General features: G+C 35.6%; 21 protein-coding genes. 15 read left to right on the forward strand and 6 right to left on the reverse strand.

Annotated features, from left to right (window positions below):
* The first annotated feature begins 105 nt into the window (after nucleotides 1-105).
* Both CTER_RS26585 and CTER_RS26590 read left to right on the forward strand, forming a co-directional pair.
* Nucleotides 106-1,581, forward strand: coding sequence for a CapA family protein (locus CTER_RS26585; RefSeq protein WP_004631075.1), 1,476 nt, complete (start codon nucleotides 106-108; stop codon nucleotides 1,579-1,581).
* A 73-nt stretch (nucleotides 1,582-1,654) separates the two neighbouring features.
* Entirely contained in the window at nucleotides 1,655-3,475 is a 1,821-nt protein-coding gene (locus CTER_RS26590) for an LTA synthase family protein (protein ID WP_040762282.1), read from the forward strand.
* A gap of 4 nt (nucleotides 3,476-3,479) precedes the next feature.
* Here the strand turns inward: CTER_RS26590 and CTER_RS26595 are convergent, their stop codons facing one another.
* Nucleotides 3,480-4,493 (reverse strand): nucleoid-associated protein, encoded by a 1,014-nt coding sequence (locus CTER_RS26595; protein ID WP_004631251.1) that lies wholly within the window; start codon nucleotides 4,491-4,493, stop codon nucleotides 3,480-3,482.
* 244 nt (nucleotides 4,494-4,737) lie between these two features.
* Between CTER_RS26595 and CTER_RS26600 the strand changes: the two genes are divergently transcribed.
* Nucleotides 4,738-5,439, forward strand: coding sequence for a tetratricopeptide repeat protein (locus CTER_RS26600; protein ID WP_004631126.1), 702 nt, complete (start codon nucleotides 4,738-4,740; stop codon nucleotides 5,437-5,439).
* 71 nt (nucleotides 5,440-5,510) lie between these two features.
* Here the strand turns inward: CTER_RS26600 and CTER_RS26605 are convergent, their stop codons facing one another.
* Nucleotides 5,511-6,203: an SGNH/GDSL hydrolase family protein gene (locus CTER_RS26605; protein WP_004631168.1), complete on the reverse strand. Its 693-nt coding sequence runs from the start codon at nucleotides 6,201-6,203 to the stop codon at nucleotides 5,511-5,513.
* Nucleotides 6,204-6,446: 243 nt separating this feature from the next.
* On the opposite strand from CTER_RS26605, the gene CTER_RS26610 reads away from it, so the two are divergent.
* From CTER_RS26610 to CTER_RS26660, 11 genes are all read left to right on the forward strand, one after another.
* Nucleotides 6,447-7,028 carry a DUF1836 domain-containing protein gene (locus tag CTER_RS26610; RefSeq protein WP_004631115.1) on the forward strand — a complete coding sequence of 194 codons (582 nt, stop codon included), beginning with the start codon at nucleotides 6,447-6,449 and terminating at the stop codon, nucleotides 7,026-7,028.
* Nucleotides 7,029-7,132: 104 nt separating this feature from the next.
* Nucleotides 7,133-7,759, forward strand: coding sequence for a sporulation membrane protein YtaF (ytaF, locus tag CTER_RS26615; protein WP_004631047.1), 627 nt, complete (start codon nucleotides 7,133-7,135; stop codon nucleotides 7,757-7,759).
* A gap of 187 nt (nucleotides 7,760-7,946) precedes the next feature.
* Entirely contained in the window at nucleotides 7,947-8,648 is a 702-nt protein-coding gene (locus CTER_RS26620; protein ID WP_004631215.1) for a response regulator transcription factor, read from the forward strand.
* Nucleotides 8,638-9,738: a sensor histidine kinase gene (locus CTER_RS26625; protein WP_004631263.1), complete on the forward strand. Its 1,101-nt coding sequence runs from the start codon at nucleotides 8,638-8,640 to the stop codon at nucleotides 9,736-9,738. The genes CTER_RS26620 and CTER_RS26625 overlap by 11 nt, the downstream gene beginning before the upstream one ends.
* 80 nt (nucleotides 9,739-9,818) lie before the next feature.
* Nucleotides 9,819-10,709: a carbohydrate ABC transporter permease gene (locus CTER_RS26630; RefSeq protein WP_004631119.1), complete on the forward strand. Its 891-nt coding sequence runs from the start codon at nucleotides 9,819-9,821 to the stop codon at nucleotides 10,707-10,709.
* Between the two features lie 72 nt (nucleotides 10,710-10,781).
* Entirely contained in the window at nucleotides 10,782-11,657 is an 876-nt protein-coding gene (locus CTER_RS26635) for a carbohydrate ABC transporter permease (protein WP_004631069.1), read from the forward strand.
* 40 nt (nucleotides 11,658-11,697) lie between these two features.
* The gene (locus CTER_RS26640) at nucleotides 11,698-12,234 is read left to right on the forward strand and encodes an HlyD family secretion protein (RefSeq protein ID WP_004631211.1); all 537 of its coding nucleotides are present in this window, start codon (nucleotides 11,698-11,700) and stop codon (nucleotides 12,232-12,234) included.
* Nucleotides 12,143-13,030, forward strand: coding sequence for an efflux RND transporter periplasmic adaptor subunit (locus CTER_RS27350; protein WP_165585987.1), 888 nt, complete (start codon nucleotides 12,143-12,145; stop codon nucleotides 13,028-13,030). The genes CTER_RS26640 and CTER_RS27350 overlap by 92 nt, the downstream gene beginning before the upstream one ends.
* Before the next feature lie 6 nt (nucleotides 13,031-13,036).
* Nucleotides 13,037-14,452 (forward strand): ABC transporter permease, encoded by a 1,416-nt coding sequence (locus tag CTER_RS26650; protein ID WP_004631113.1) that lies wholly within the window; start codon nucleotides 13,037-13,039, stop codon nucleotides 14,450-14,452.
* Complete coding sequence (locus CTER_RS26655) at nucleotides 14,406-15,824, forward strand: extracellular solute-binding protein (RefSeq protein ID WP_004631155.1); 1,419 nt, start codon at nucleotides 14,406-14,408, stop codon at nucleotides 15,822-15,824. Before CTER_RS26650 ends, CTER_RS26655 begins: the two co-directional genes overlap by 47 nt.
* A gap of 190 nt (nucleotides 15,825-16,014) precedes the next feature.
* Nucleotides 16,015-16,932, forward strand: a complete 918-nt coding sequence (locus CTER_RS26660; RefSeq protein WP_004631140.1) for a HAMP domain-containing protein — start codon at nucleotides 16,015-16,017, stop codon at nucleotides 16,930-16,932.
* 7 nt (nucleotides 16,933-16,939) lie between these two features.
* Here CTER_RS26660 and CTER_RS26665 read toward each other — a convergent pair whose 3' ends face one another.
* From CTER_RS26665 to CTER_RS26680, 4 genes are all read right to left on the reverse strand, one after another.
* Complete coding sequence (locus CTER_RS26665) at nucleotides 16,940-18,808, reverse strand: ABC transporter ATP-binding protein (RefSeq protein WP_004631204.1); 1,869 nt, start codon at nucleotides 18,806-18,808, stop codon at nucleotides 16,940-16,942.
* A gap of 103 nt (nucleotides 18,809-18,911) precedes the next feature.
* Entirely contained in the window at nucleotides 18,912-19,118 is a 207-nt protein-coding gene (locus CTER_RS26670) for a CA_C0660 family putative sactipeptide bacteriocin (protein WP_004631108.1), read from the reverse strand.
* A gap of 35 nt (nucleotides 19,119-19,153) precedes the next feature.
* Entirely contained in the window at nucleotides 19,154-20,551 is a 1,398-nt protein-coding gene (locus CTER_RS26675) for a M16 family metallopeptidase (protein WP_004631192.1), read from the reverse strand.
* A 29-nt stretch (nucleotides 20,552-20,580) separates the two neighbouring features.
* A complete protein-coding gene (locus CTER_RS26680) occupies nucleotides 20,581-22,164 on the reverse strand; it encodes a radical SAM protein (RefSeq protein WP_004631257.1) in 1,584 nt (527 codons plus the stop codon).
* 692 nt (nucleotides 22,165-22,856) lie between these two features.
* Between CTER_RS26680 and CTER_RS26685 the strand changes: the two genes are divergently transcribed.
* Nucleotides 22,857-23,594: a LytR/AlgR family response regulator transcription factor gene (locus CTER_RS26685; RefSeq protein ID WP_004631181.1), complete on the forward strand. Its 738-nt coding sequence runs from the start codon at nucleotides 22,857-22,859 to the stop codon at nucleotides 23,592-23,594.
* Nucleotides 23,595-23,667 lie beyond the last annotated feature (73 nt).

Raw genomic sequence — 23,667 nt, forward strand, 5'->3', positions numbered from 1 at the left:
TAACATTTAAATACCAATTTGTGATATAGTCTTATTGTTGATTAATTATTTGTTAATTTATTAAATTTATATAATTTTTTTGTTTTTCAGGAAGGTACATAACAAATGAATACCAAAATACGTCTTTTTAAGTATACTTTTATTGTTTTAAGTATAATGTGCTGCATTATGCTGGGAAGTACTCTTATTATTAACGCTTTGGGCGATATAAATGCCTTTGGAGTTTCGTCCGGGCGGACAGTGGCCGAAAAGCAGTCTGATTCAACAGTTACAGCTTCTACAGGTACACCTGCTAAAGCATCGGCGGTCCCGGCACCCACTGCCTCAACTGATACTGCTGCCGTTACACCGGACAAAACCGCAATTGACACAGAAACTTCAACCACAGCCCCACCCCCGGTACAAGCCCCTGTAAAATCACCGGCTGTTACCGAGGAAAGTCAGAAACAAAATAGCAGCACTCCCCCTGCCGATAATACCCAGGCACCTGAAAATGAGTCTGCGCCGCCCCCTGACGACAAACCGGCGCAGGAGCCGGCTCCCGCCTCTGTTACCATATCGGCGGTCGGAGATATAATGGCACATCAGAGCAACCTGAACAATGCTTACTCACCCAAGACAGGTACATATGATTTCACGGGCTTTCTGGAATATGTAAGGCCATATCTCACAGAGGCGGATCTGACCATAGGTAATTTCGAAACCGTAACGGCCGGACCAAAAACAGGCTATACAAGCTATCCGAGTTTCAACACGCCCGATGCCATACTTCCTGCATTGGCAGGAGCAGGTTTCGATATATTGTCAACAGCCAACAATCACTGTCTGGACAGAGGAATCAGTGGTTTGACACGTACAATTCAAATGATAAATAAAAATAAGATGCTGAATATAGGCAGTTCTACAAATGGGAAGAATAAATATGTAATCAAGGACATTAACGGCATAAAATTGGGAATACTGTCTTACTCCGGAATGTATAACGGACTGGACAAAAAACTCAGTGCGGCGCAAAAAGCCACTTACCTGAGTCCCATAAATGAATTGCAGATACAAAAGGATATCAAGGCTGCCAAAGCGGATAAAGCGGATGCAGTAATAGTTATTGTCCACTGGGGAACAGAATACCAGCGGACACCGGATAATTCACAGACTGCACTGGCTAAAAAAATGCTTTCCTGGGGAGCCGATATTATTCTCGGGTCGCATCCCCATGTTATTCAAAAGTCTGAGATTGTAAAAGTAAATGGAAAAGATAAATTCATAATCTACTCCATGGGAAATTTTATTTCAGGCTACAGGCGTGTGGATAAAGCCAGCAGGCCCAATAAGATTTATACCGAAGATGGAATAATTGTAAATCTCAGGCTGGAGAAGGATGCTTCAAACGGCATTGTAATAAAAAGTGTGGATTATGTACCCACCTGGGTGGACAAATACTATGTTAATAATAGGCCTGTATTCAAAATCATTCCCATACCGGATGAAAATATATCCGGAAAATACATAACAGATTATAACAGGCCGTTTATAAAGCAATCTTATAAAAACACCATGGGAATCATGGCAAAAATGAAATAAATAAGAAATAAGTAACCAAGGAATTAAAGATTTAACAATCAAAAAATCAGAAAGGAACATTGGCAAGTTGTTAATGCTTAAGAATTTTTTTGTTGAAAACTTCAGTAAAGTTAAGAATTCTTTTAAAGATAAACCTTATAGAAATGCATTTACTGTAATTGTTCTTTTTATATTAATAAATGCTTTAAAACTCAGCTTATACAACTATTTTCTGATACCGCAGGCTACCAGGGAAGTATTTGTCTATAAATTCTGGTTTACTTTGCTGTGCAGTATTATAGTATTTACTATTATATTCAGCTTTAAATCAAGATACCTTTTTTTAATTGTAATGGTTGCACAGGGTATTTACTGCTTTACAAATATATCCTATTTCCTTTATTACCACAGCTATCTTCATTTTCTGCAGTGGATTTCCCTCTTCAAGGAGGCACTGATTTCGGCTACCCATCTGGCTAATCCAAAGAGCATGCAGCTGCTGGTGGTTTTTATTGATGCACCCCTGGCTTTGTATATTTTCTTCAAATACTTTAAAAAGGATGTCAAAAAATTCTCACTGCCATTAATGAAGTATACCTTACTCATCGCTTCTCTCGTAATTCTTTTAGTTGTGGAAATCAACAACTACCATGCCCAAAAGTCCATTGTACAGTATATGGACGACAGGTACACCGGGGAAACGGAAGTTGTCGCAAGATATGGCACGCTTGTAAACAGTGCTGTAAACATTATTAAAAATAATAGTGAAACAAAGCTGATAGGTCAGCTCAACTATGGAAGGAAGCAAACAAACAGCGACATAGTAGGTGCGGAAAAAGATCCCAACAAACCATTTTTAAATTCCAAAAACCCCAATTTTGTAATAATTCAGGTTGAATCCATGGATGCCAATATAGTCAGGCAAAAGTACAAGGATTCTTATATAATGCCCTACCTGAATTCGTTGACAGCTAACAGCATATATTATCCGTATACTTTAAGCTACCACCAGGGCGGAGGTACCTCCGACACCGAGTTTTCGGTTATAAACAGTGTAGAACCGCTGGATTCCTTCCCTGCCATAAAGCTTACCTCCTACGGTTACCCCAACTCTTTTGTTTCAAAACTGGCCAAGGCCTCCTATGATACCATGGCCTTTCATGGTAATGTCGGAACTTTTTATAACAGAAACATTGCTCTTTCAAAAATGGGTTTTAAGAAGTTTTTTGATATCGGCTCTATGCATTATGAGGACGAGGGCTGGGGTGCTCCCGATGACAAAGTATTTTCGTTTGCTTACGACAAGATGATAAAAGCCAGGGAGCCCTTTGTTTCATATGTTATTACAATGACCAGCCACGGTCCTTTTGAAAGTGCACGGAATTACTATAATAATCCCCTGTACGATGATATTGAAAACGAAATAGTCAAAAACTATTTTAACTCCTTCAGCTATGTGGATGAATCCATAAAGGACTATGTAACCGCCGTTCAGAAAAAGTTCCCCAACAGTTATATAATAATTTACGGGGATCACACTCCAAACATAAATTCGGAGGACTTTGCGCAGGCTTCCTTTATTGATGGAGACAAATACTTTGAGTTTGTTCCGCTGTTTATTATTACACCTGATGGGCAGAAACACAGGGAAAACTCGGAAGTGGCCTCTTTCCTTGATATTTCACCCACATTGCTGGCGGCCTCGGGCATACCCTACTCTGTGTATTCGAATGGTTCAAATCTCCTTAAAAATAATATAAATTATTTGAATATCCCTTTAAAGGGCTCATCCTTTGACAGAGCCTGGCTGTATAATAAAATATCAACTTACAAATTCACCGAAGATGAGCCTTTGTGGAAAAAATATCTGCCTTCCTTTATCTCTTCGAATCTGATTGAGAAGCACAGGAAGTGAGGCATCACTTATTGGTAATTTTACTTACGTTCTTGATTATTATGGAAATTGAACCGTCAGGGTTGTTGAAGAACTCGATCATATCCCTGTCGTCATAATAGCTCAGCGGAAAGTTTATTTCTATTCCGGTATCGGTTTTTATTTTATGTGTTTTAAATTTCTTCTCTGCAATTTTTTCAGGGATCTCGATGGTTTCATCCTTGAGCCCGGCCTTCTGGATCTCCTGAATGTATTCTTCCCTCACTGCCAGATTTGCTTCAAATATTTCTTCAGCAATGGCATCCACTCTTATTTCCTTGTTTTCTTCGAGACTGTCCGAAACCACCTTTTTAAGCTTTGCAACCTTGTCGAAATCCTCATCATAATACTTTTTGTTGATCTTTTGTGTTACTTTATCTATGATTTTAAGCTTTTGGTTCTGGGACAGGTCTGTGGAGCAATTGAAAATGTATTGGGACAGATAAAATTCCTTTGCCCCGTTTATTTCGTAAAGCTTCTCCAACAGCTTCAATTGACCTGTTTCCATACTTATTAAAACAGCTTCCTCCACCTTTTGTCCGTCGGAAGGGAGTAAAGTCTTATGCCTGATTATTGAATTGCTGGCCCCCTCCTCCAACTGATTTACATAGTGGGTATATCCGGTTTTATAGTTTAATTTCAAAATACCCAGGTATTGTTCATTATTTATGTAGAACAGACAGCATATCAGGTCTGCCGGCGTAATATCAACATTTTTAAGCATCATGTCGAATATCATGCCTCCCAGTGCATTACTGGCTTCCAGAAAGCAGCCTTCATCATCTTTGACCACGGCACAAACATCTCTTGCCGGATTAGCCTCTCCAACAAATTGCGCCTTCTTTAGATTTGTATCCTCCAATATTTTAGCTAAATGTTTTTCAAGAAATTCCAAAATCTCACCATCAAGCTCCAGCTCGCTGTTTGAAAATACCGGAAAATTAATACTTGTGTCCAAAATATGCAGTACTGCCTTTTTTATATGAATATCATGCTCCATTTTGAGAAATCCACCTCATCCATTATTTAAACCCGCCGGTTTTATAATTCAATATAATAACTTAAGCTGGCGGCCAATCCCTATTATAACACATATGTTCAGATAAATTTTTTCGGCTGTAGAAAAAATTTATCTGAACATATGTGTTTCAACGAGGCAAAATATCTGTACATTTAGGTGCCATTTGATATAATTAAAATCAAAAAAACATAAAAAATGCAGGTTGCGGATTTGTGGAGGAAATATGTTATTCGGAAAACTCAAGTGCACATATTATATCTTAAAAGCCAACAGAGCATATACCGCCGATAATGCGGAGGGTACCATCAAATGGATGCAGATGGCTTATAATACTGGAGCTGCCAAGTCAAATACGGTTACCACCTATGGGTATCTCCTGTTAAAGAACGGCAGGCTGGAAGAAGCCATGAAAGTATTCAAGGATCAGTTAAACTCGCCAAAAATAACAAACAATGAGCTTTATAATATAAAATCCAACTATGCCTTAGGTCTCTGGAAACAGGGAAAACTTGATGAGGCCATAGAAACATTTGAAAATATCATACCAAACTATAAAACTACCAATGTTTACGGAAGCCTTGGCTACCTTTACAATTTGAAAGGGGATCTTGAAAAGGCTCTGGCATTTAACCTGGAAGCCCTGAACTATAACAGTACCGGTACTGTCATACTTGATAACCTGGGGCAAACCTATTATCTTATGGGAGAACAGGAAAAGGCCCTGGAAATTTTCAACAAGCTTATGGCGCTGAATCCCAAATTTCCGGAAGCCTTTTATGATTATTCACTGGTTCTGGAAAAGCTGGGTGACCGCGAAAAAAGTATAGAAATGCTCAGGAATGCTCAAAATTACAAAATAAATTATCTGTCAGCCGTAACAAAAGAGGATATTGATTCAAAACTGGCAGAACTTGAAGCTCAATAATAAGGATAAAATTACGGGACCCGGGATAATAGCTGACTTTTACAGCCGGCTCTCCCGGGTCCCGAGTTTAATTAAAATGCAAAATTCAGGAGTGAATCCAGTATTTTGTTGTGTCCTTTTTCATTGGGATGTATTCCATCGGCACAAAAATGGGAACTGTAGTTTTTGCTTATTAAAAAGCTTTCCCGTACATTTATAAGCCTGCAGCCGTTTTGCAGTGCCGCCCATTCCACCGCAGTGTTGTAAGCTTCCTGCCAGCGGTATATCTTGGCAACATCTCCAAGCCAGCGGAGGATATTATCCTTGTTTAAACCTCTGGAAAGCCAGTTGAAATATTTCTCGGGCTCCAACGGAGGAAGGTTCATTAGAATTGGATTTACGCCCTTTTCCTTGAACAGGGTTATCATATTCTGAAGTGAATTTTTAAAGGCAGCAATGGTTGTCCTAGGCAGATGTTCGTCTTCAGGAGAGTTTGAAATCTCTGTCCAATTGAAATCACAGTCATTACCGCCAAATTCCAGTATAACAATATCATTATTGTCTATAGGCTGTTTATCCATGGAATTTGCTATTTTGTTCAGTGCTTTGGTTGAGGTCATCCCAAAATAAGCATTGTTCTTCAGGGAGCAGCCGGTTATTTCAGCAAAATTGTTTACGCTGCTGTTTTTTAATACCTTGTATCTGCCGTCCTGTTCATCCAGTACTACCCCTTTTAAAATTGAATCCCCCCATATTGTAATATTCCTATTACTTAATTCCAGCATGCAATCACCTTCCGTTTCTGCAATTCTTTTTATGTATATTTATTGTTTCCCTTAACAAAGGCGGTTATTAATATAATTTTTAACAACTTGGCCTGCAATATTACGTCATATATAAAATTTTATCTAGTTTTGATTACTATGTTACCCGTTTATTATTTGAATGTCAAGGGCTTTTATTAACCAGATTGTAAAAATAATTTGATATGATATACTTATCGTAGCGATTATTCGGAGGTTTTAAGTTTGAAAACAGACAAAATAAATTCAATCAAACAGGAATTATCAGATTTTTCATATACTTTAAGTTCTTTTACAACCGAGAGCTGGAGCCAATTTCCCGGTATAGACCTGTATATGGATCAGGTGGTCACATACCTTGAGCGGCTTTTGAAGCTTTTTGATACCGATGCTTCCGGAAAAGTAATAACCTCAAGTATGGTGAACAACTACGTTAAAGAGGGTTATCTCAAACGCCCTGTCAACAAGAAATATGACAGGGTACACCTGGTAACTCTATATATTATGTCCATGTTGAAGCCCATTTTACCCATACCTCTTATAGCCGGTTCCTTAAGCAATCTAACCGATGAACAGAAATACCAGAGTTTTTTTGAAGAGCTCACAAAGCTTCAGGACGAAGCCTTCGCCAACATATCAGGGAAATTGTCCGCTACTCTCGAGCAATTATCCGCGGAGGATTACGAAACCACTTTGCGTTTATTCGCATTGCAGCTTACCAGTGAAGCAAACGCCAGGAAAATTGTAGCAGAAAAAATACTTCTTGCCCTTAGCAAAGACACCGGGAAAACTGCCGAAAAAAAATAAAAGGCGGGTATTGTCCATATAGCAACCATATGGCAGCATTTTGCGCCGGGACAGACACTATCACCTCATAATGTCAATATACTGACCAGTGAGGTGATTTTTACGTGGTTTATTTTCTATCGATATTTTTACTATGTTTAGCACCAAATCTCGATAATATGGTCATCGGCCTTGCTTACGGAGCCAGAAAAATTAATGTCCCCTTCAGATCAAATTTCGCAATTGCTTTATTCTCAGGTATAGCGACTTTACTTTCAAGCCTGCTGGGCAGTGCACTGGCAAATTACATACCAAGCTATACGGGAAATATCATAGGTGGTTCCATAGTAGGTATTATGGGCTTGTACACAATAATCGGCCATTTGATAAAAAATAAAAAAAGCACCGGAAATGAGTACCAGAACGGGAACCAATATATTGTGGAACTGCGGCATGTAATGGATGACCCCGGCATCGCCGACAAGGATTACTCGGGAGATATTTCTCTGAAGGAATCAATATTATTAGGCATAGCACTGGCTGTGAACTGCCTTGGAACCGGATTCGGTGCGGGAATGACCGGAGTAAATATTGCTGTTCTTACAACTGCGGTAATAATATTCAGCCTCACGACAATTTCTCTCGGAGCGGTGATAGGAAGGCGATGGGCGGCAAAATTCCTGGGTGATCAGGCAACAATTCTATCGGGACTGCTCCTGTTGGCAGTCGGAATATATCAGATTTTATTTTAATTTTAATATTTAGTTGTTATATTTATGCTGCTTTTTACTTAATAATTAGTGGATGTGGCTTTTTGGGCGACGGCTTTACTAAAACTTAAGAAAATCTAAAGAATACCATTATTCCTATTTCGTGATTATATTGGTAAAATATAGTTACGAAATATTCTTTACAAAAAATCAAAGGAAGTATGCCATAATGGAAAACATAAATATACTTGTTGTTGATGATGAAAGAGAAATCGCAGATTTGGTTGAAATATACTTAATAAATGAGGGGTATCACGTTTTTAAAGCATATAATTCTGAGAAAGTCTTTACTTTTTTTAACGAGTATACCATACATCTTGTAATATTAGATATTATGCTGCCTGGAATTAATGGCTTGGAGATTTGCAGAATGATACGCAGGGAGCATAATATTCCCATTATTATGCTTAGTGCTAAAACAAAGGATATTGATAAAATTATGGGGTTGGCCACCGGTGCTGACGATTATGTAACAAAACCTTTTAATCCATTAGAAATTGTGGCCAGGGTTAAGTCTCAACTGAGAAGATATTTCCAGCTTAACCCCTGGTATTCTGAAGCTCTGGACAAGGGCAACATCCAAATTGACGATCTTCTTATCAATACTGAAAGTCATACTGTTTCGATATGCGGCAATGAAGTAAGCCTTACGCCTACCGAATATGATATCTTACTCTTTCTGGCCAATAATCGTGGTAAGGTATTCAGTACCGAAGAGATCTTTGAGAAGGTATGGAAGGAGCAATATTTTGATTCCAATAACACTGTAATGGTTCATATACGGAAAATACGTGAAAAAACCGAAGAAAAACCAAGAAATCCAAAGTATATAAAAACAGTTTGGGGTGTTGGCTATAAAATTGAAAAATAAATTTGTTACAAGTATAAGGTGGAAAATTATATTTTACTTTGCCCTGAGTATAGGCTTGTCTATTCTGAGTATTAACTTTTTATTGAGTGCCGCCTATCTTCTTTACAGTACCCTGCCTTTCAAGCATATATTTAAAAATCTTATAAATATTGCAGGTATGCAGCCTTTCATTATAATTTCAGGCATACTGTTATTTATCGTCTATTTCTTTTTATTGACTCAAAAACTTATCAGATATATTGAAGAGATATCAGCTACACTGCAAAAAGTTGCCCATGAAAACTTCGACATAAAAATTCCTATAAGATCCACGGATGAATTGGGAGATTTAGCTGATAACATTAACCAGATGACATTAAGATTGAAAAATCTGATCGAAAGTGAAAGAAATTCTGAAAGGCTCAGAACTGAACTGGTTACCAGTATGTCACATGACCTCAGAACTCCCCTTACATCTGTTTTAGGGTACCTGGGCCTTATAGTGAGCTGTCAGTATAAGGATGAAAAAGGATTGAAGCATTATTCACAAATTGCATTCCATAAAGCACAAAAATTGCAGAAGCTTATTGATGAGCTCTTCGAATTTACCCTTCTGAGCTATGACAGCATAAAAATCAACAGTACGGCCATCAATTTGGGTGAGCTCCTTGAGCAGCTGACCGAGGAATTCTTTCCCGTATTTCAAAGTTCTAATATCGAGTGCAATTTATCTTTATGTAAAGCACGTGTTATTGTTGAAGCAGATGGTGATATGTTGGCAAGAGTATTTGATAATTTAATTGCTAATGCAATACGCTATAGCAGTGACAGTAAATACATCGATGTTGAACTTACCAGGGATAATTTTACGGCAGCCGTCGCCATTACAAATTATGGCGTCACCATTCCGCCCGATAGTCTTCCCCATATTTTTGAAAAATTTTACAGAGTTGAGCAATCACGTTCTGAAGCTACAGGAGGAGCAGGACTGGGCCTTGCTATAGCAAAAAATATTATAGATCTGCATAATGGCAGTATTTATGTTTCAAGTGATAACAATAAAACAACTTTTAAGGTGACTTTAAAGTTGTTAGAAGCTCCTGTCCAGTAACTTCTAAATATTCAAATATTAAGAAAATCTTCAGAATTTACAATCATTTAAATTAATATTTTTTTTGTACACTTATAGATATGAAGATAATTAAAACATTCAGAAAGCTTCAAAGAGAAGATACATTTGCAGGTTTTTTATTTTTGCTTCCAAGTTTATGCGGCGTATTACTGTTTTTTATTATTCCGTTTATAGGCGGACTTTATTATGCCGTAGTTGATAGTCCTATTAACGGGCACTTTGTAGGATTAAAAAACTTTATAAATTTATTGCATAATGATGCCTTTTTAAAAGCTTCAGCAAATACTTCACTGTTTACCATGCTCTGCGTCCCCCTTAATATATGCATTTCCTTGATACTGGCCTTAATGCTGAATAACAGGTTCATTAAAAACAGCAATAGGTTTAGAATGCTTTTTATAGCTCCTCTTGTGATTCCTGTTGCCTCAGTCGCCTTTTTTTGGCAGTTGATATTCGATAATAACGGTACGCTGAATTATTTTTTATATAGGCTTGGAGCAACTACTGTTGATTGGATGAAAACAGATTGGTCAAGAACTATAATAATCATTATCTACTTATGGAAGAACGTAGGATACAATGTTGTACTTTACTTATCCGCACTAAGCAATATACCTATTGAATATTATGAATCAGCCGATATTGATGGCGCTCCCGGTTACCAAAAGTTTTTTAATATAACCTTCATATATCTCACGCCTTCCTCATTTTTTGTTTTTATTATTTCAATAATTAACTCCTTTAAAGTATTTCGCGAAACATATCTGATAGCCGGCCAATATCCGCATGAAAACATTTATTTCCTGCAGCACTATATGAATAATATATTTATTTCGTTGGATTACCAAAAATTAACCTCAGCTGCATATATGATGGCTGCGGCTATTACAATACTGGTTTTCATACTTTTCAATTATCAGAAGAAAATCAGTACACATTTCACACAATGATGAAAGAAGGTAACAGAAAATAAGATGCTACAAGGTTCAAATAATCATATTTTTTTTAGAAGTGTCCGAAAAATGAAAAAGCAGGCTCAAAATATAACGATTGTTTTTATATTGAATTTATTTGCCTTTATATTTACCTTCCCCATGTTCTTTACCGTTTTAAATTCATTTATGAGTAATGAGGAAATAGAAGACAGATATTCTGTGACAGCAGCAATTAACTATGATCCGCCAAATATAGCAGACAATCATTTTATGAATATCGGACTAATTCCTGATGAAGTTACCATAAAGCAGTACTATATTGTACTCATTGAAAAGACCCAGTATCTTGTTATGTTCTGGAATTCAATTAAAATAGTCTTACCTGTTATTTGCGGTCAAATAATCGTCTCATGCATGGCAGCATATTCTTTTTCAATTTTAAAATTCCGGGGGAAAGATTCCCTGTTTTTTATTTATATAGTGGTTATGCTGATGCCATTTCAGGTAACGCTGGTTCCAAACTATATAATTGCTGCAAAGCTGCATCTTGTCGGAAGCTACTTATCTATTATTTTTCCGGGCATCTTCAACACCTTTGGCGTATTTCTTTTAAGACAATATATCTCATATATTCCGAATACATATACCGAGGCTGCAAAAATAGATGGTGCCGGCTGTTGGAATATCTTTGCCAATATCATCGTTCCAATGTCAAAAACGGGTATTGCAGCATTGGCCATACTGACTTTTATAGACAACTGGAATATGGTGGAACAACCGCTTATATTCATAAAAGATGTGCTCAAAGAGCCCTTATCAATTTATCTCTCTGCACTGAATGAAAAGGAAAAAGGCGTCGCCTTTGCAGCTTCTGTCTTTTATATGCTTCCAATGCTGCTGTCCTTTTTATATTGGGAAGATCATCTCGTTGAAGGGATAGAGTTATCTGGTATAAAGGCTTAAAGAAAATGAAATGCCACATTATAGTCGGAGGTAAATTTTTATGCCATACAGCCAAGATGTAAAAGATATTAAAAATCGAAATGTTATAAAAAAATCTATTTGTATATTTATTATTGTCATGTTTCTACTTACTTTTTTTTCAAATACAATTAATAATTTTATGCTTCCCAGAGTTCAAGCTGTTTCTGCCAAAAACGGCACCCTGGCTGAGGAGCTCAGAGGCAGCGGTATAGTAGAAGCTAAGGAAGTATTTAACTCATATATAAAGAATTCTTTAACAGTAGAGGATATAAGGGTCAACACAGGGGATACGGTAAAAAAAGGCCAGGTCATCATGGTGCTTAACAAAAAAAAGCTGGAAAAACTATTACAGGACGAACTTACCATACTGGAACAAAAAAAACTGGCCTTACAGAAACTTCAAGAAACCAGCGCCTTTCAAGCAAAGACAGATACATTCTCCATTAATGAAGCAGAAAGACAAATTGCTGATACAAAGGATGACCTGGAAACAAAAAAAGAAAAATTTAGAGAACGTGAGAGACCTTTTCAAAATAGGTGCAGAAACAGAAGTTAATCTTCAAAAAGCCAGGAATGAACTGGCAGTTGCAGAAAGATTATATAAGAAGGCATTAGATGAAAAAAATAAACCTACTCAAAATCTTAATATAGATATTAAAAGTGCTGAGCTGGACATTAAATTGCAGAAAAGCAGAATTGATGAAATAAAAGATGAACTGGAAACCGCAAACAATATTGCAGCCCCTGATGATGGAGTTATTACTGCTTTGAACTGTCAGAAGGGTTCCACGCTCGACCCCTCAGTGCCCCTTTATACGATGTCACTTCCCGCCGGAGGTTTCAGGTTAAAGGTTGCTGTAGACAGTACAAAAGCCAATTATTTGGTGACAGGTGATGAAGTTGAAATCAGCATTAATTCCTTAAACGAGGAAAAGGTAAAGGGAAAAATTATTGCTATTACAACTCCTGCGGTAGATAAACCCGGCGAAAACAATAATTTGCAGAAAGTGATTGTCATTGATCTGGAATTGAAAACACTGGTTGGAGGAGAACATGCAGATATATATTTAAAAAAGGAAACAAAGAATTATGAAATGCTGATCCCTAATGAAGCCGTACGAGAAGAAAGAAATGACTATTATGTATTTGTTATAAAAGAAAGTGAAGGGCCATTGGGAAAAGAATACTATATACAGAAAATTAAAGTTTTTTGTGAAGCTTCGGACGATTCATATACAGCCGTTTCCGGAGGTCTCCTTTTTTCCGACAGAGTTGTATTTTCCAGTGACAAACCATTATCAGAAGGAGATAGAGTCAGAATTACAAAGGGCAATAAAGGAAGTGGAGTATGAAATAGTATGAACTTTAAAATTATGAGATGGTTTTTAATATTTATAGGAATGCAGATTTTAACACTGAGTATTATCGGCGGATATTCCTTATATCTTGAAACAGACGAGGAAAATGGAATATTTGCTATGAATAAAACCTTAATCAGTGTAAAAAACTCTCAGAACAAAAGCAGCAAGGCATTCTTTACTTTAGAAGATATAAACGGGTTAAATGATTACAGCTTTACATTCACATCAGTTTCCCCAGCAGAGACAGCAAATGGAACCTCCAATATTATAGGAACCAACAGTGCATATATTAATTTTAATAATTTGAAATTTAGCAGTGGAAGCTTTTTCGATAAGAATGCCGACCTAAGCGGTGAGAAAGTTGCCATTATTGATGAAAAGCTGGCATGGGATGAATTTGGAAGCATAAAGGCAGTAGGTAATACACTGGAGATATCCGGAGTAAAATTCAAAGTTATCGGTGTTATTTCAGAGAATAATTCCATTGTAGGGCTAATATCCGGTTCAGGTCTCCCCAATGCTTTTATTCCTGTTAAAGCACTATTTGAGTTGGATAAGACTGCAAAAATTAATTCATTGCAAATACAAAATGATGATACGACTCTAAGCGGACAGAATCTTAACAGGGCATTACATGTACTTAATATTGCCGGTAAAGCACCCGGGGATTATTACATTTCTGATTTAAACATTAAAAAAGTTGTTATTGGACAAAAACCTCGTATTATAGTTTTTTTTATTGGCCTTGCCTGTATATTTACTATTTTAATAACTTTCATTGATAAATTAAAAGGAATCCTGTTTTTCATAAAAAACAAAGTAAAAACCGATTATATCATAAATATATTGAAAGACCATAAAAAAATAATAATCCTCCAGTTGCTTGAATTACTGCTGTTCTCGGCCATTATTATTTTAATACTGGGAATTATTAAATTCGATATATATATTCCCCCTGAATCCCTCCCAAAAGAACTAACGGATTTTAACTTCTATTTGAATTTATTTAAAAAAAGTATTGAGGAATTCAACTTAAATAAGGGATACCTTCCATCGCTAACCGAAATTAAGCTCAACAGTATTCTGTCACTTTCGAACCGGCTGTTTTTTACAGGTTTATTCATTGGGTTTCCCATACTATTTATAAATCTTAAGTATTGCAGGGTTGATAGTAATAATTTTAATAAAGAATTTTTAATAATTTGCATAATATTCATTATTTCTACCGGCTTGAGCAGCTCCATAGTGTTTATATCGGGAATGACACAAAAATTGCATATATCGGATTTGGCCGTGTTATTCTCGTTTAATTATATATTATTAATAAAAAATTTATACAAAAAAGGAAAGGAAAAGGTGAAGGATAATGAAAAAAATATGCCTTATTATCCTGACGGCACTGGTAGCGTTTAATTTGACAGCATGTGGTACAGACAAAGGCCGGCAGGACTCGGAATCCGATAGTAATTTTAAGGATAATGCTTCGAATAGTACCGGGGATTTATCCGAAGGAACAAATGATGAAAATGCCACAATCCATATTTCAATAGACAAATCCAACAGGTTTCTTGAGGTAGCTGTTAAAGAATTTGAGGAGCTTCACCCTGGTATAAAAGTAGAAATCAAAGAATATATAACTCCGGGAGAGATCATACGGGTCGATGCCGATACATTGGTAGGAAAGGTCTCAAACGGTAACCCTGATGAGTCAAAGGAGAAATATATTAACAATATAAACACAGAGCTGATGTCCGGACAGGGAGCCGACATTGTTTCAGTCCGTATGCTGCCGTATAAGAAGTATATCTCCCGGAATATGTTCGCAGATATAGGAAACCTGATGAAATCTGATAAGGACTATGAAGCGGCAAAATACTATACAAATATATTTGAAGCAGTTCAATTTAATAACGGCTTGTATACTATTCCATTAGATTATACATATCAGCTGTTGGGAGGCAATGTTGAATTAAATATCGATGACAGTAAATGGAACTGGAATGATTTCTTTAGTGCCGCACAAAAAAATTTAAGCGGAGTAAGCTCTGAAACAAGGAAAAAATATATACTTTCAGATACTGATGAGGATATATTCAATTTAATATTTGAAAAAAGCTATACCCGCTTTGTAAATGAAGAAGAGAAAAAGTCGAGCTTTATGTCAGACGAATTCATCAATTTACTCACATTATGCAAGAATCTTTCCGATAAAAAACATGTGAAACAAAGCTCAACCAAAATAAGCAAGGATGACCTGGGCCAATCTGCGTTTTACATTTATGATATATCTTCATTATCCTCCCTGGCATCCATAGAAGCATCAGAGCCTGTAAAAAATTTATTAAAGCTGCCCTCCGATGTAAAATCGGGAGATACTGCTTTTAGTTCTTCAATGATGTTGGCTGTTAATAATGCATCAAAAAGTAAAAATGCAGCCTGGAAATTCATAAAATTCCTCCTTTCAGATGAAATGCAATCCTCCCCTGCTCTACCTGGCTTCCCTATAAACAAGGATGCATATAAGCAGAGGATTATCAGTGAAACAAAGCAATTTTCCCAGAATGATTCCATTTCGCTATCAAAGGATAAGAAAACAGAGCTTATGAATAAATATGCCGTATTTGCCGATTCGGTTGCTCAGGATATTAACAGTTATCCATATGCAGATCCACAAATCCTAAAAATAGTCAAGGAAGAAGTTAAAGCGTTTTTCTCGGGATATGCTTCTGCCCAGGATGTCGCTCAAGCAATTCAAAACAAGATTGTTATTTACCTAAAAGAATAAAATGACAGCTTGATTATCTGCAAGGGTATATATTCTCTTGCAGGTAATCAAGCCATTAATACAAAGGAGCTGCGGTATATTTTTGTGAGCCTTTGTATTTAATCATTGAAATCAGATACCACTTATTGTAAAATAAAACAATACATTACTAATGATAATTAAGTTTAATTTGCCGATTGGGGGTACTTTTTTGAAGTGGAGAATTATACTGCCTTTTTGTATATTTGTATACGTTGCTCTCTATTCCCTGAGCCTTATAAGTGAATTTGTTTTTATCCTATCAAATACGGAGGAAGTCGTGAGCCCGGTGGATATGAACAGGTTTACTGATGCAATTGATCTGAATAATGACAGGGAACCTGTTATTGCAGATGATGTTCTTAAGGAGATATTGAATAATAAAGGATGGGTTCAATTTATTAATGAGTATGGAAGCGAAATAAAAAGTATAAACAAGCCCTCAAATATTCCTAAACAGTATGCTGGTATACAACAGAAGGAACTTCTCGATAATTTATTATCTATTGGGCAATTTAATATTAATATCCGCAACTATACAATATTCTATGAAAACAATATAAAACATGACTATAAATGCATAATTGCCATACCTTTAACAAAACAGTCAGTGCCACCTCAGGAACTCATTTTTCAGCAAATCAAATCTTTTGATATGAAGAAGACTGTTGTGTCAGTCCTATATCTTCCCTTATTGATTTTATTTGGATATTTATTCAGCAGAAGGGTCTCAAAACCAATGAAAGAAGTTTCTGCCGCAATTTCAAGGCTAACCAATGGAGATTACACCCTTTCCGGTGAAAAAGGTCTGTTTAAAGACGTTAACCTTCAATTAAATAAATTAGCGGAAGCTCTTCAAGCTAATAACAATAAAATAAAAGATGCAGCCAAAACAAGACAGCAATTGGTTGTAAACGTAACTAGTTCACTATCCAGCATTAAATCCTCAGCCGAAATACTGTCCCAATCCGAAGAGTATTTGGAAACAGAAAAGAAGATTGAATATGCAAATTTGATTATTGATAAATCCAATGAAATTGACCAATTACTAAATACATATCTAAATTCTAATTCGTCGAATGGCATTTAACATTATCTTATGCCGGCATATCAGAATTCTCAACATTATCTTTATCCGTTTTTAAATTGTACGCTTCTGCCTGCATATTAAACAATTTGTGATACAGTGCACCTTTACTCATTAATTGCTTATGATCCCCGGCTTCAACAATATGGCCATTTTCTATAACATAAATAATGTCGGCCATTTTTACTGTGGAAAATCTATGTGAAATCAGTACGCATGTGGCATTGCCTATCAATTCCCGGAAGTTTTGAAAGAGCTCGTATTCTGCTTCTGCATCCAGGGAAGCAGTCGGTTCATCAAGTATAAGCATACATGCATCACTCATAAACGCCCTGCTTATAGCTATTTTCTGCCATTGTCCCAGTGAAAGATCCGTTCCATTGGTCCACATTTTTTCCAGCTTTGTATCATATTTTTCACTTAGCCTCTCTATAAATTCCTTTGCACCGGATTTTTTTGCAGCTGACCGGACAAGTTCCATGTCATCCATCTTATTAATATTTCCAAAGCCTATATTTTGTTTTACCGTAAATGGATATTTTACAAAATCCTGAAATACAATACTCATACTTCTATGCAATGTTTCTATATTATATTCACGTATGTCCTTTCCATCAATATATATCACGCCTTCAGTAGGATCATACAATCTGGAGAGGAGCTTTACCACAGTTGTTTTGCCACATCCGTTTAATCCCACAAAAGCGCATGTTTCACCCGATTTTATAGTTAAATTGATGTTTTTTAAAACATATTTTTCAGAGTTGGGATACTTAAATGATACATTTTTGAATTCAATAGAGTTAATAATTTTATTATCAAAGCTCTTAAGGCTTGAATCTGCTTTAATCTTAGGTTCTAAATTCAAAACTGAAAAAAGATTATCTATATATAGATTATTTGTATATAATGAGGCCATATTATTTAAGACACTTCTGATTGACCCATCAATATTGGTCAGGGCTGAAATGTACATTGTCATACTTCCGATGGTAAGCCCTTTCCTTATGGTTTCCAATACAACATATATCTGAAAAGCAAGTGAAACAGTGTTATTTAAGACATTTATCAAAGTAAAATTTTTAAGCTGGTACTTACCCATTTTTTTATCCTGTTCCATGTGTTTTATGTTAATGGACAAAACCGTGTTTCTAAAAAACTCACCCAGTCTGTACAGTTTTATTTCCTTAATGTTATTATAATGCATTATCATACTTTGCAGATATCTTGCAAATCTTGCTTCCTGCATTCTCTCAGTAAAAATATCATATCTTTTTCTGGATAATTTTATGTTAACAATAAACATAGGAATGGTAGTGAGGAATGATAATAGCAATATTATCGGATTCAGGCTGAATACAATGGATACAGCTCCAGCCAGAGTTGAGAGGCTCTTTATCAATTGCATGAGTGTTTCCAGTATTGCCATTGTTCTTGAAATAGATTCATTGTTTGTTTTTTCTATATTATCATAAAATGAAGGATCTTCGAAATAGGAAATATCCAATTCATTTGTTTTCTCAATTAGCAATTTACTGATATAGGTATTGAGCAGTCTTGACTGACAATCCTGTAAATACCCGTTTAATTGGGTTATTAGCTGACCTGATATTGTAATTAAAAATTGTACGGCAAGCCATAAAAAAACATCATTTAAAGTTTTATTTCCTCCACCTGCTGCCAATGCCTTTGTTACACTATCAATAAAAAACTTCATGCTTATCATGTTTAAAGGCAGTATTGCTCCTTCAATTATTGTAACCAGAAGAGATAGTGAAGTATTGAACTTCGAGCATTTCCATATCAGGCGTAATATCTTCCATATGCTGAGAGTAAAAGCTTTTGCAATATTCAGCTGATTATTGATTTTTTTATTCATGACAATTAATTATCCTTCCGGTAAAAAGTTTTTTAGATATTCAAATTTCTCGCATGGCAAAAAATCCATGCGAGAAATTTTTTGTGCTATATTCAGTAAGTAACTAGAGAGCAGCATTATATGCGATAGTAAAGTTTGCATTATCGTTTCCAACAATGCTTGGACTGCAATTACAGCCGCATGCTGTTCCATACACTGCCGCTTTATCATGGGTACTGGATGACCCAGAATGGCAAACACAATGACACCCGGAATTTGCTTGAGTTTCAAATGTTGAAACATCTCTTCCTATTGGATTAACTAACTTCATAAGTTTCTCCTCCTTTCTCCATTTGTGATTTTATATCAATTTGCTGCACAGCCAATTTTATTAAGATAATCAATTATCGCAACTGATTCTGAATGATATTTTTGATTATCAGGAAGGTTAATGGCAATAGCCATATCTGAGTTCCTTAACCACAGCTTTTGACAATTTCCAATATCTATGAGTGATATATCATTAATCAAATTGAGACTAAGCTCATATTCATCTCTAATAGAAAGGATTGGCTCGCCATATAAAAAATTATCCCGGCATTCCGTATACAACAATTCCGGGGCATACTTCTGCTGTTCTTGAAAGTTAACCTTAATACCTTGAAGCAAAGTATTCTTACTTTCTTCAAAATCCTTTTCTGAAATCCCTTGCTCAGCTATTACCCTTAACTGTTCCAGCATAATTGATAAAACCTTGATAATTTCATCCTCTGTTTTAGCAACAATTACGCTGAACTCATATTTATTAAGGAAATGATCTTTTTTGCATATTACATCTTTTGCATTGACATACATATTTCTTAATGCTTTGCGGATATAATTTTCAGTCATGTAATAGCTGATCCACTCAGTAAGCTTTACTTTCATGTCGTAAACCAACTGCATTTCACATTTGGGATGCATATAATACATATGTATTTCAGCAAAAACCAAATTTTTAAAGTAATTAACCGCATATTTTTTATGTTCATACGGTGCAATATTGGTATATATCCTCTCTTTTTTCGTCTCTGTTTTTAACAGTGTGGAAAAACTCTTTTTAAATAACTCCTGTACCTCACCTGTTTCAATATTTCCAGCAGCAATAACTGCCATAAGCTCAGGACGGTACCACTGACGATGAAACTTAATTAATTCATCATACCCAATTTCATTGAGACATTCTAATTCCCCAATAGGCATTAGGTTTGAATAATATGAATTGTTCAGTGTAAGCGGAAGTACTTTTTGTCTTATTTTAAAATCTGTTCTCCCGCCAACGCTTTTATATTCATTAATAATTCCTCTTCTGACCCATTCCACCCGGTCTCTTCTCATAATAGAGCCGTCTGCTATTTTCTTTAATGCATTGATACATCTCTCTATATTTTCACGTAAAGGAATACATTTCAATATGAATACGGTTTCATCAAAATTTGTATATCCGCTTGCTGTGATATCATACAGTGAATTACCATCTTCCGTTGAAAAATGTGAGCTGTCACTCAGGCACAGATGCTCTGTAAAATGCGCCGCGCCTCTTTGGCCGGCCTCCTCCACAGTACACCCGATTTTTACAACAAGTGAAAAAATCACTTCATTTACATTACATAAGCCATTATATGTATAATATGTAAGGCCATTATCCAGTTGCCCTTTTGTCAGATTAATATCTGTCAGAAGGTTCAAATTATCATTAAATCCATATTCCAACCTTTTCACCATCCATAAAATTAAATGATTTAAAGCAAGCTTTATGATACTGTCATATCATTTAAAAACCTGAGTTTCTCCGGATTTTTCTCCATATAGCTATGGTAAGCAATCAAACTGTTTAATAAGCTGCTGCGTGTCAAATTGCAGTGTAGAATCTTTTTATCAATATCAAGCTGCCCCTCGGAATAACAGCTGATATAACATAAATCACATAACCGCAATGCCCAGCAGTTAGAACAATGTTTTATCGAGGCCTTTGAATACTCATCTATATATACGGATTTTACCTTCTGCAAATCAATCCCTGTAAAAACATTGCCTATGGACGGTGCCCCATCAATACGTTCGCATAGCATCAGACCACCTTTAGCCGTAACATATATTCTTCTGCAGGCAGGTAAGCAACATCCGTTAAGTGTATAATCATCCATCGGCTCGGCATAAATATGTCTTTTATGTATTCTTACAAGAGCATCATCAATAGTACTTTTTGTAAAAAAATCAATCTGATCATTGTTTTCAAGCTTATCGAAATATTTTGCCTCCGACCAGCTAGCAAGGGTATTATCGATTTCCATATTATCTTTGGTCACTTTTAAGGGCATACCGTTATCATCAAGCTTATTGTTTGGAACACTGTTAGTTGCAGGGTATGTTACACGCTTTCCAACACTTGCCGGCAGCCAATCCAGCCCTTTATAAAATTCATCAATCCGATCAAGTTTTTCTTTTGTATACGGAGGTCCAAAAACCATGCTGAGTGACAACCTCTCAACTACGGAATCACCCAGGGCGTCAACCATGTATTTCAATCCGCGTATAGCGCTGTCAAAAGTACCATTTCCGCCAACATCCCTTCTGTAATAATCATGTAAATCTTTTGGTCCGTCCAGGCTGCATACAATGTTTAAATTTTTGACAGAGGCTAAAAAAGCAGCAATTTCAGGAGTTACCAATGTTAAATTTGTAGTAAGTGAAAATGTAAGCCTGTCCTTTGATATGATTTTTTGTGCATAGCTTATACAGTATTTCAGCAGATCAAATTTTAGAAGCGGCTCTCCTCCATAAAATGTGAGGGCAACACTTTTATTTGGGTCTCCATGTGCTTTTAAGTAATCTATAGCTGCTTCAGCGATTTCCTTTGACATATCAATCTCGCCGTGATCGCGCTTCTGTTCATATTGCGTACCATAGATGCAATAGCCGCAACGCAGGTTACAGCGTTCCGTAAGTTCAAGTACTACCTGATCAAGAGCATTATTTATGTAGTATTCCAACTTTTCAAAATGCCCGGGAGAATAAAACTTTTTGGGTCTTGGGGCTTTTAATATATGCTCGTTTTCAATTACCGACTTAATATCTTCCAATGCTTCCAACACTTTTTGTTCGCCGAATTTTTCTGTCAGGTCATCAACATCAATATCTGTTTTGTTGTTCAGAATACCTTTCAATATCTGATATTCTATGCCCTCACACTGTAATACCTTACCTGTTCCCGTATCATAAATATAGCTGTTATTATATGTTTCAAACAGCTTTGCCAGGGGTTTGGCGCTATTAATCAACTCAGTCAGATATTCTAAATTTTCATATATTACTCTACTTGAATTTTTAGTCAGCATATGAAGCCTCCCTATCAATTTTATGTTTTCAAATTACCATAGGTAATCATCATCTGTATATAACTCGACACTGAATGGTAAAAAAAATAAACTTAGTGGTATTTAATTGCCATTAGTAATATAAAAGTAAAATATCTGCTTTAACATGTATAAAAACATAAAACAATGAAATATATTTCATTGCATTTGTTAAAGTTATACTCATTTTTTGTTAAAAACAAATAATATATATTGATTTTAATTACAATATATGTAATAATTAGCAATAAATAATAATACTGTTAAATATTCCATGCCCGTAAATCTATTATCTGTTTTATATCTGTTTTAAAATGCAGAATAATATCAATAGATGTATAATCAGAAAAAAATCAGATTAATAGGTGACCTGAATGAAATATAAATTTGCTTATTACATATGAATAAAATTAAAGGCCAGAAGAGTAGAATTATATCTAACTCGGAGAAAGTTACTGAGATATTGGTAATGTCATTAAACCCTTTACAGAATCCGGCATAAAATTGTTGTTAAAAAATTAACTATTATAAAAAGTTCTAGATTGATCCTACCTGTCTTTTAACCATAAACAAAACCATATATTTAGGCATAAATATTATTTCTGACTGTCCTAATGAAAGTAATAAGATATTTAGCAGTTGATTAAATTTATACATGTAAAGGCGGTTATCTTATGCTTAATGTTGCAGTTTGTGATGATGATAAAAATTTTTTAGATGAAATCCTTCGTGAAGCAAAAAAAGTATTTTATAATCTGAGAACCGAGGTTTCCATTCACGCTTTTACTGACAGTGATAAATTGATTTCAAGTTTTGAAAAATATAAGCCTTATTATGACATTGTTTTTTTAGAAATAAATATGCCACCGGTTAATGGAACGGATGTTGCCGCAAAACTCCGTGTTTTAAATAAAAACTTCAAATTAATACTTATTTCCGCCTATGTGGAAGAAGCAATAAATACATTTCAATATGATATTAGTGCTTTTTTGCCCAAAACATCAATCCATGAAAAGATGCCTGAATTAATTGAACGATTGGTTAAGGAAATAGATAATGAAAATCTTTTAATGCACGTTTTCAAAGTAGAAGATGTTAATGGAAGAATTAAAATAGTAAAAGTATCTTTAAGTGATATTATGTATTTCGAAAGTGTTTGCAGAAAAGTATATATACATACAAGCAGAGAAAAGTTTATATTACACGGCTACCAATTTTCAGCAATACTCGAACAATTTATTTCAAAAGGATTTGTCTGCATTCATCGAACTTGTATTGTTAATATCAAATACATATTTTCCATTGACGAGGTTGAAGTGACTCTGGATAACGGTACTCGCCTGCCTGTAAGCAGACGCAAAAGACAGCTGATCATTACCAGATTGTCAGAAATCGTAAATATTAAAAATTAATATGTACGCGAGTACAGTTTTAGGACAATGATTGCAGGTTAAAAGCAACTGCCATATTGTTGGTGAGGCACAT

Origin of the sequence: Ruminiclostridium cellobioparum subsp. termitidis CT1112, from assembly GCF_000350485.1 — a bacterium.
Taxonomy (GTDB): Bacteria; Bacillota; Clostridia; order Acetivibrionales; family DSM-1351; genus Ruminiclostridium; species Ruminiclostridium termitidis.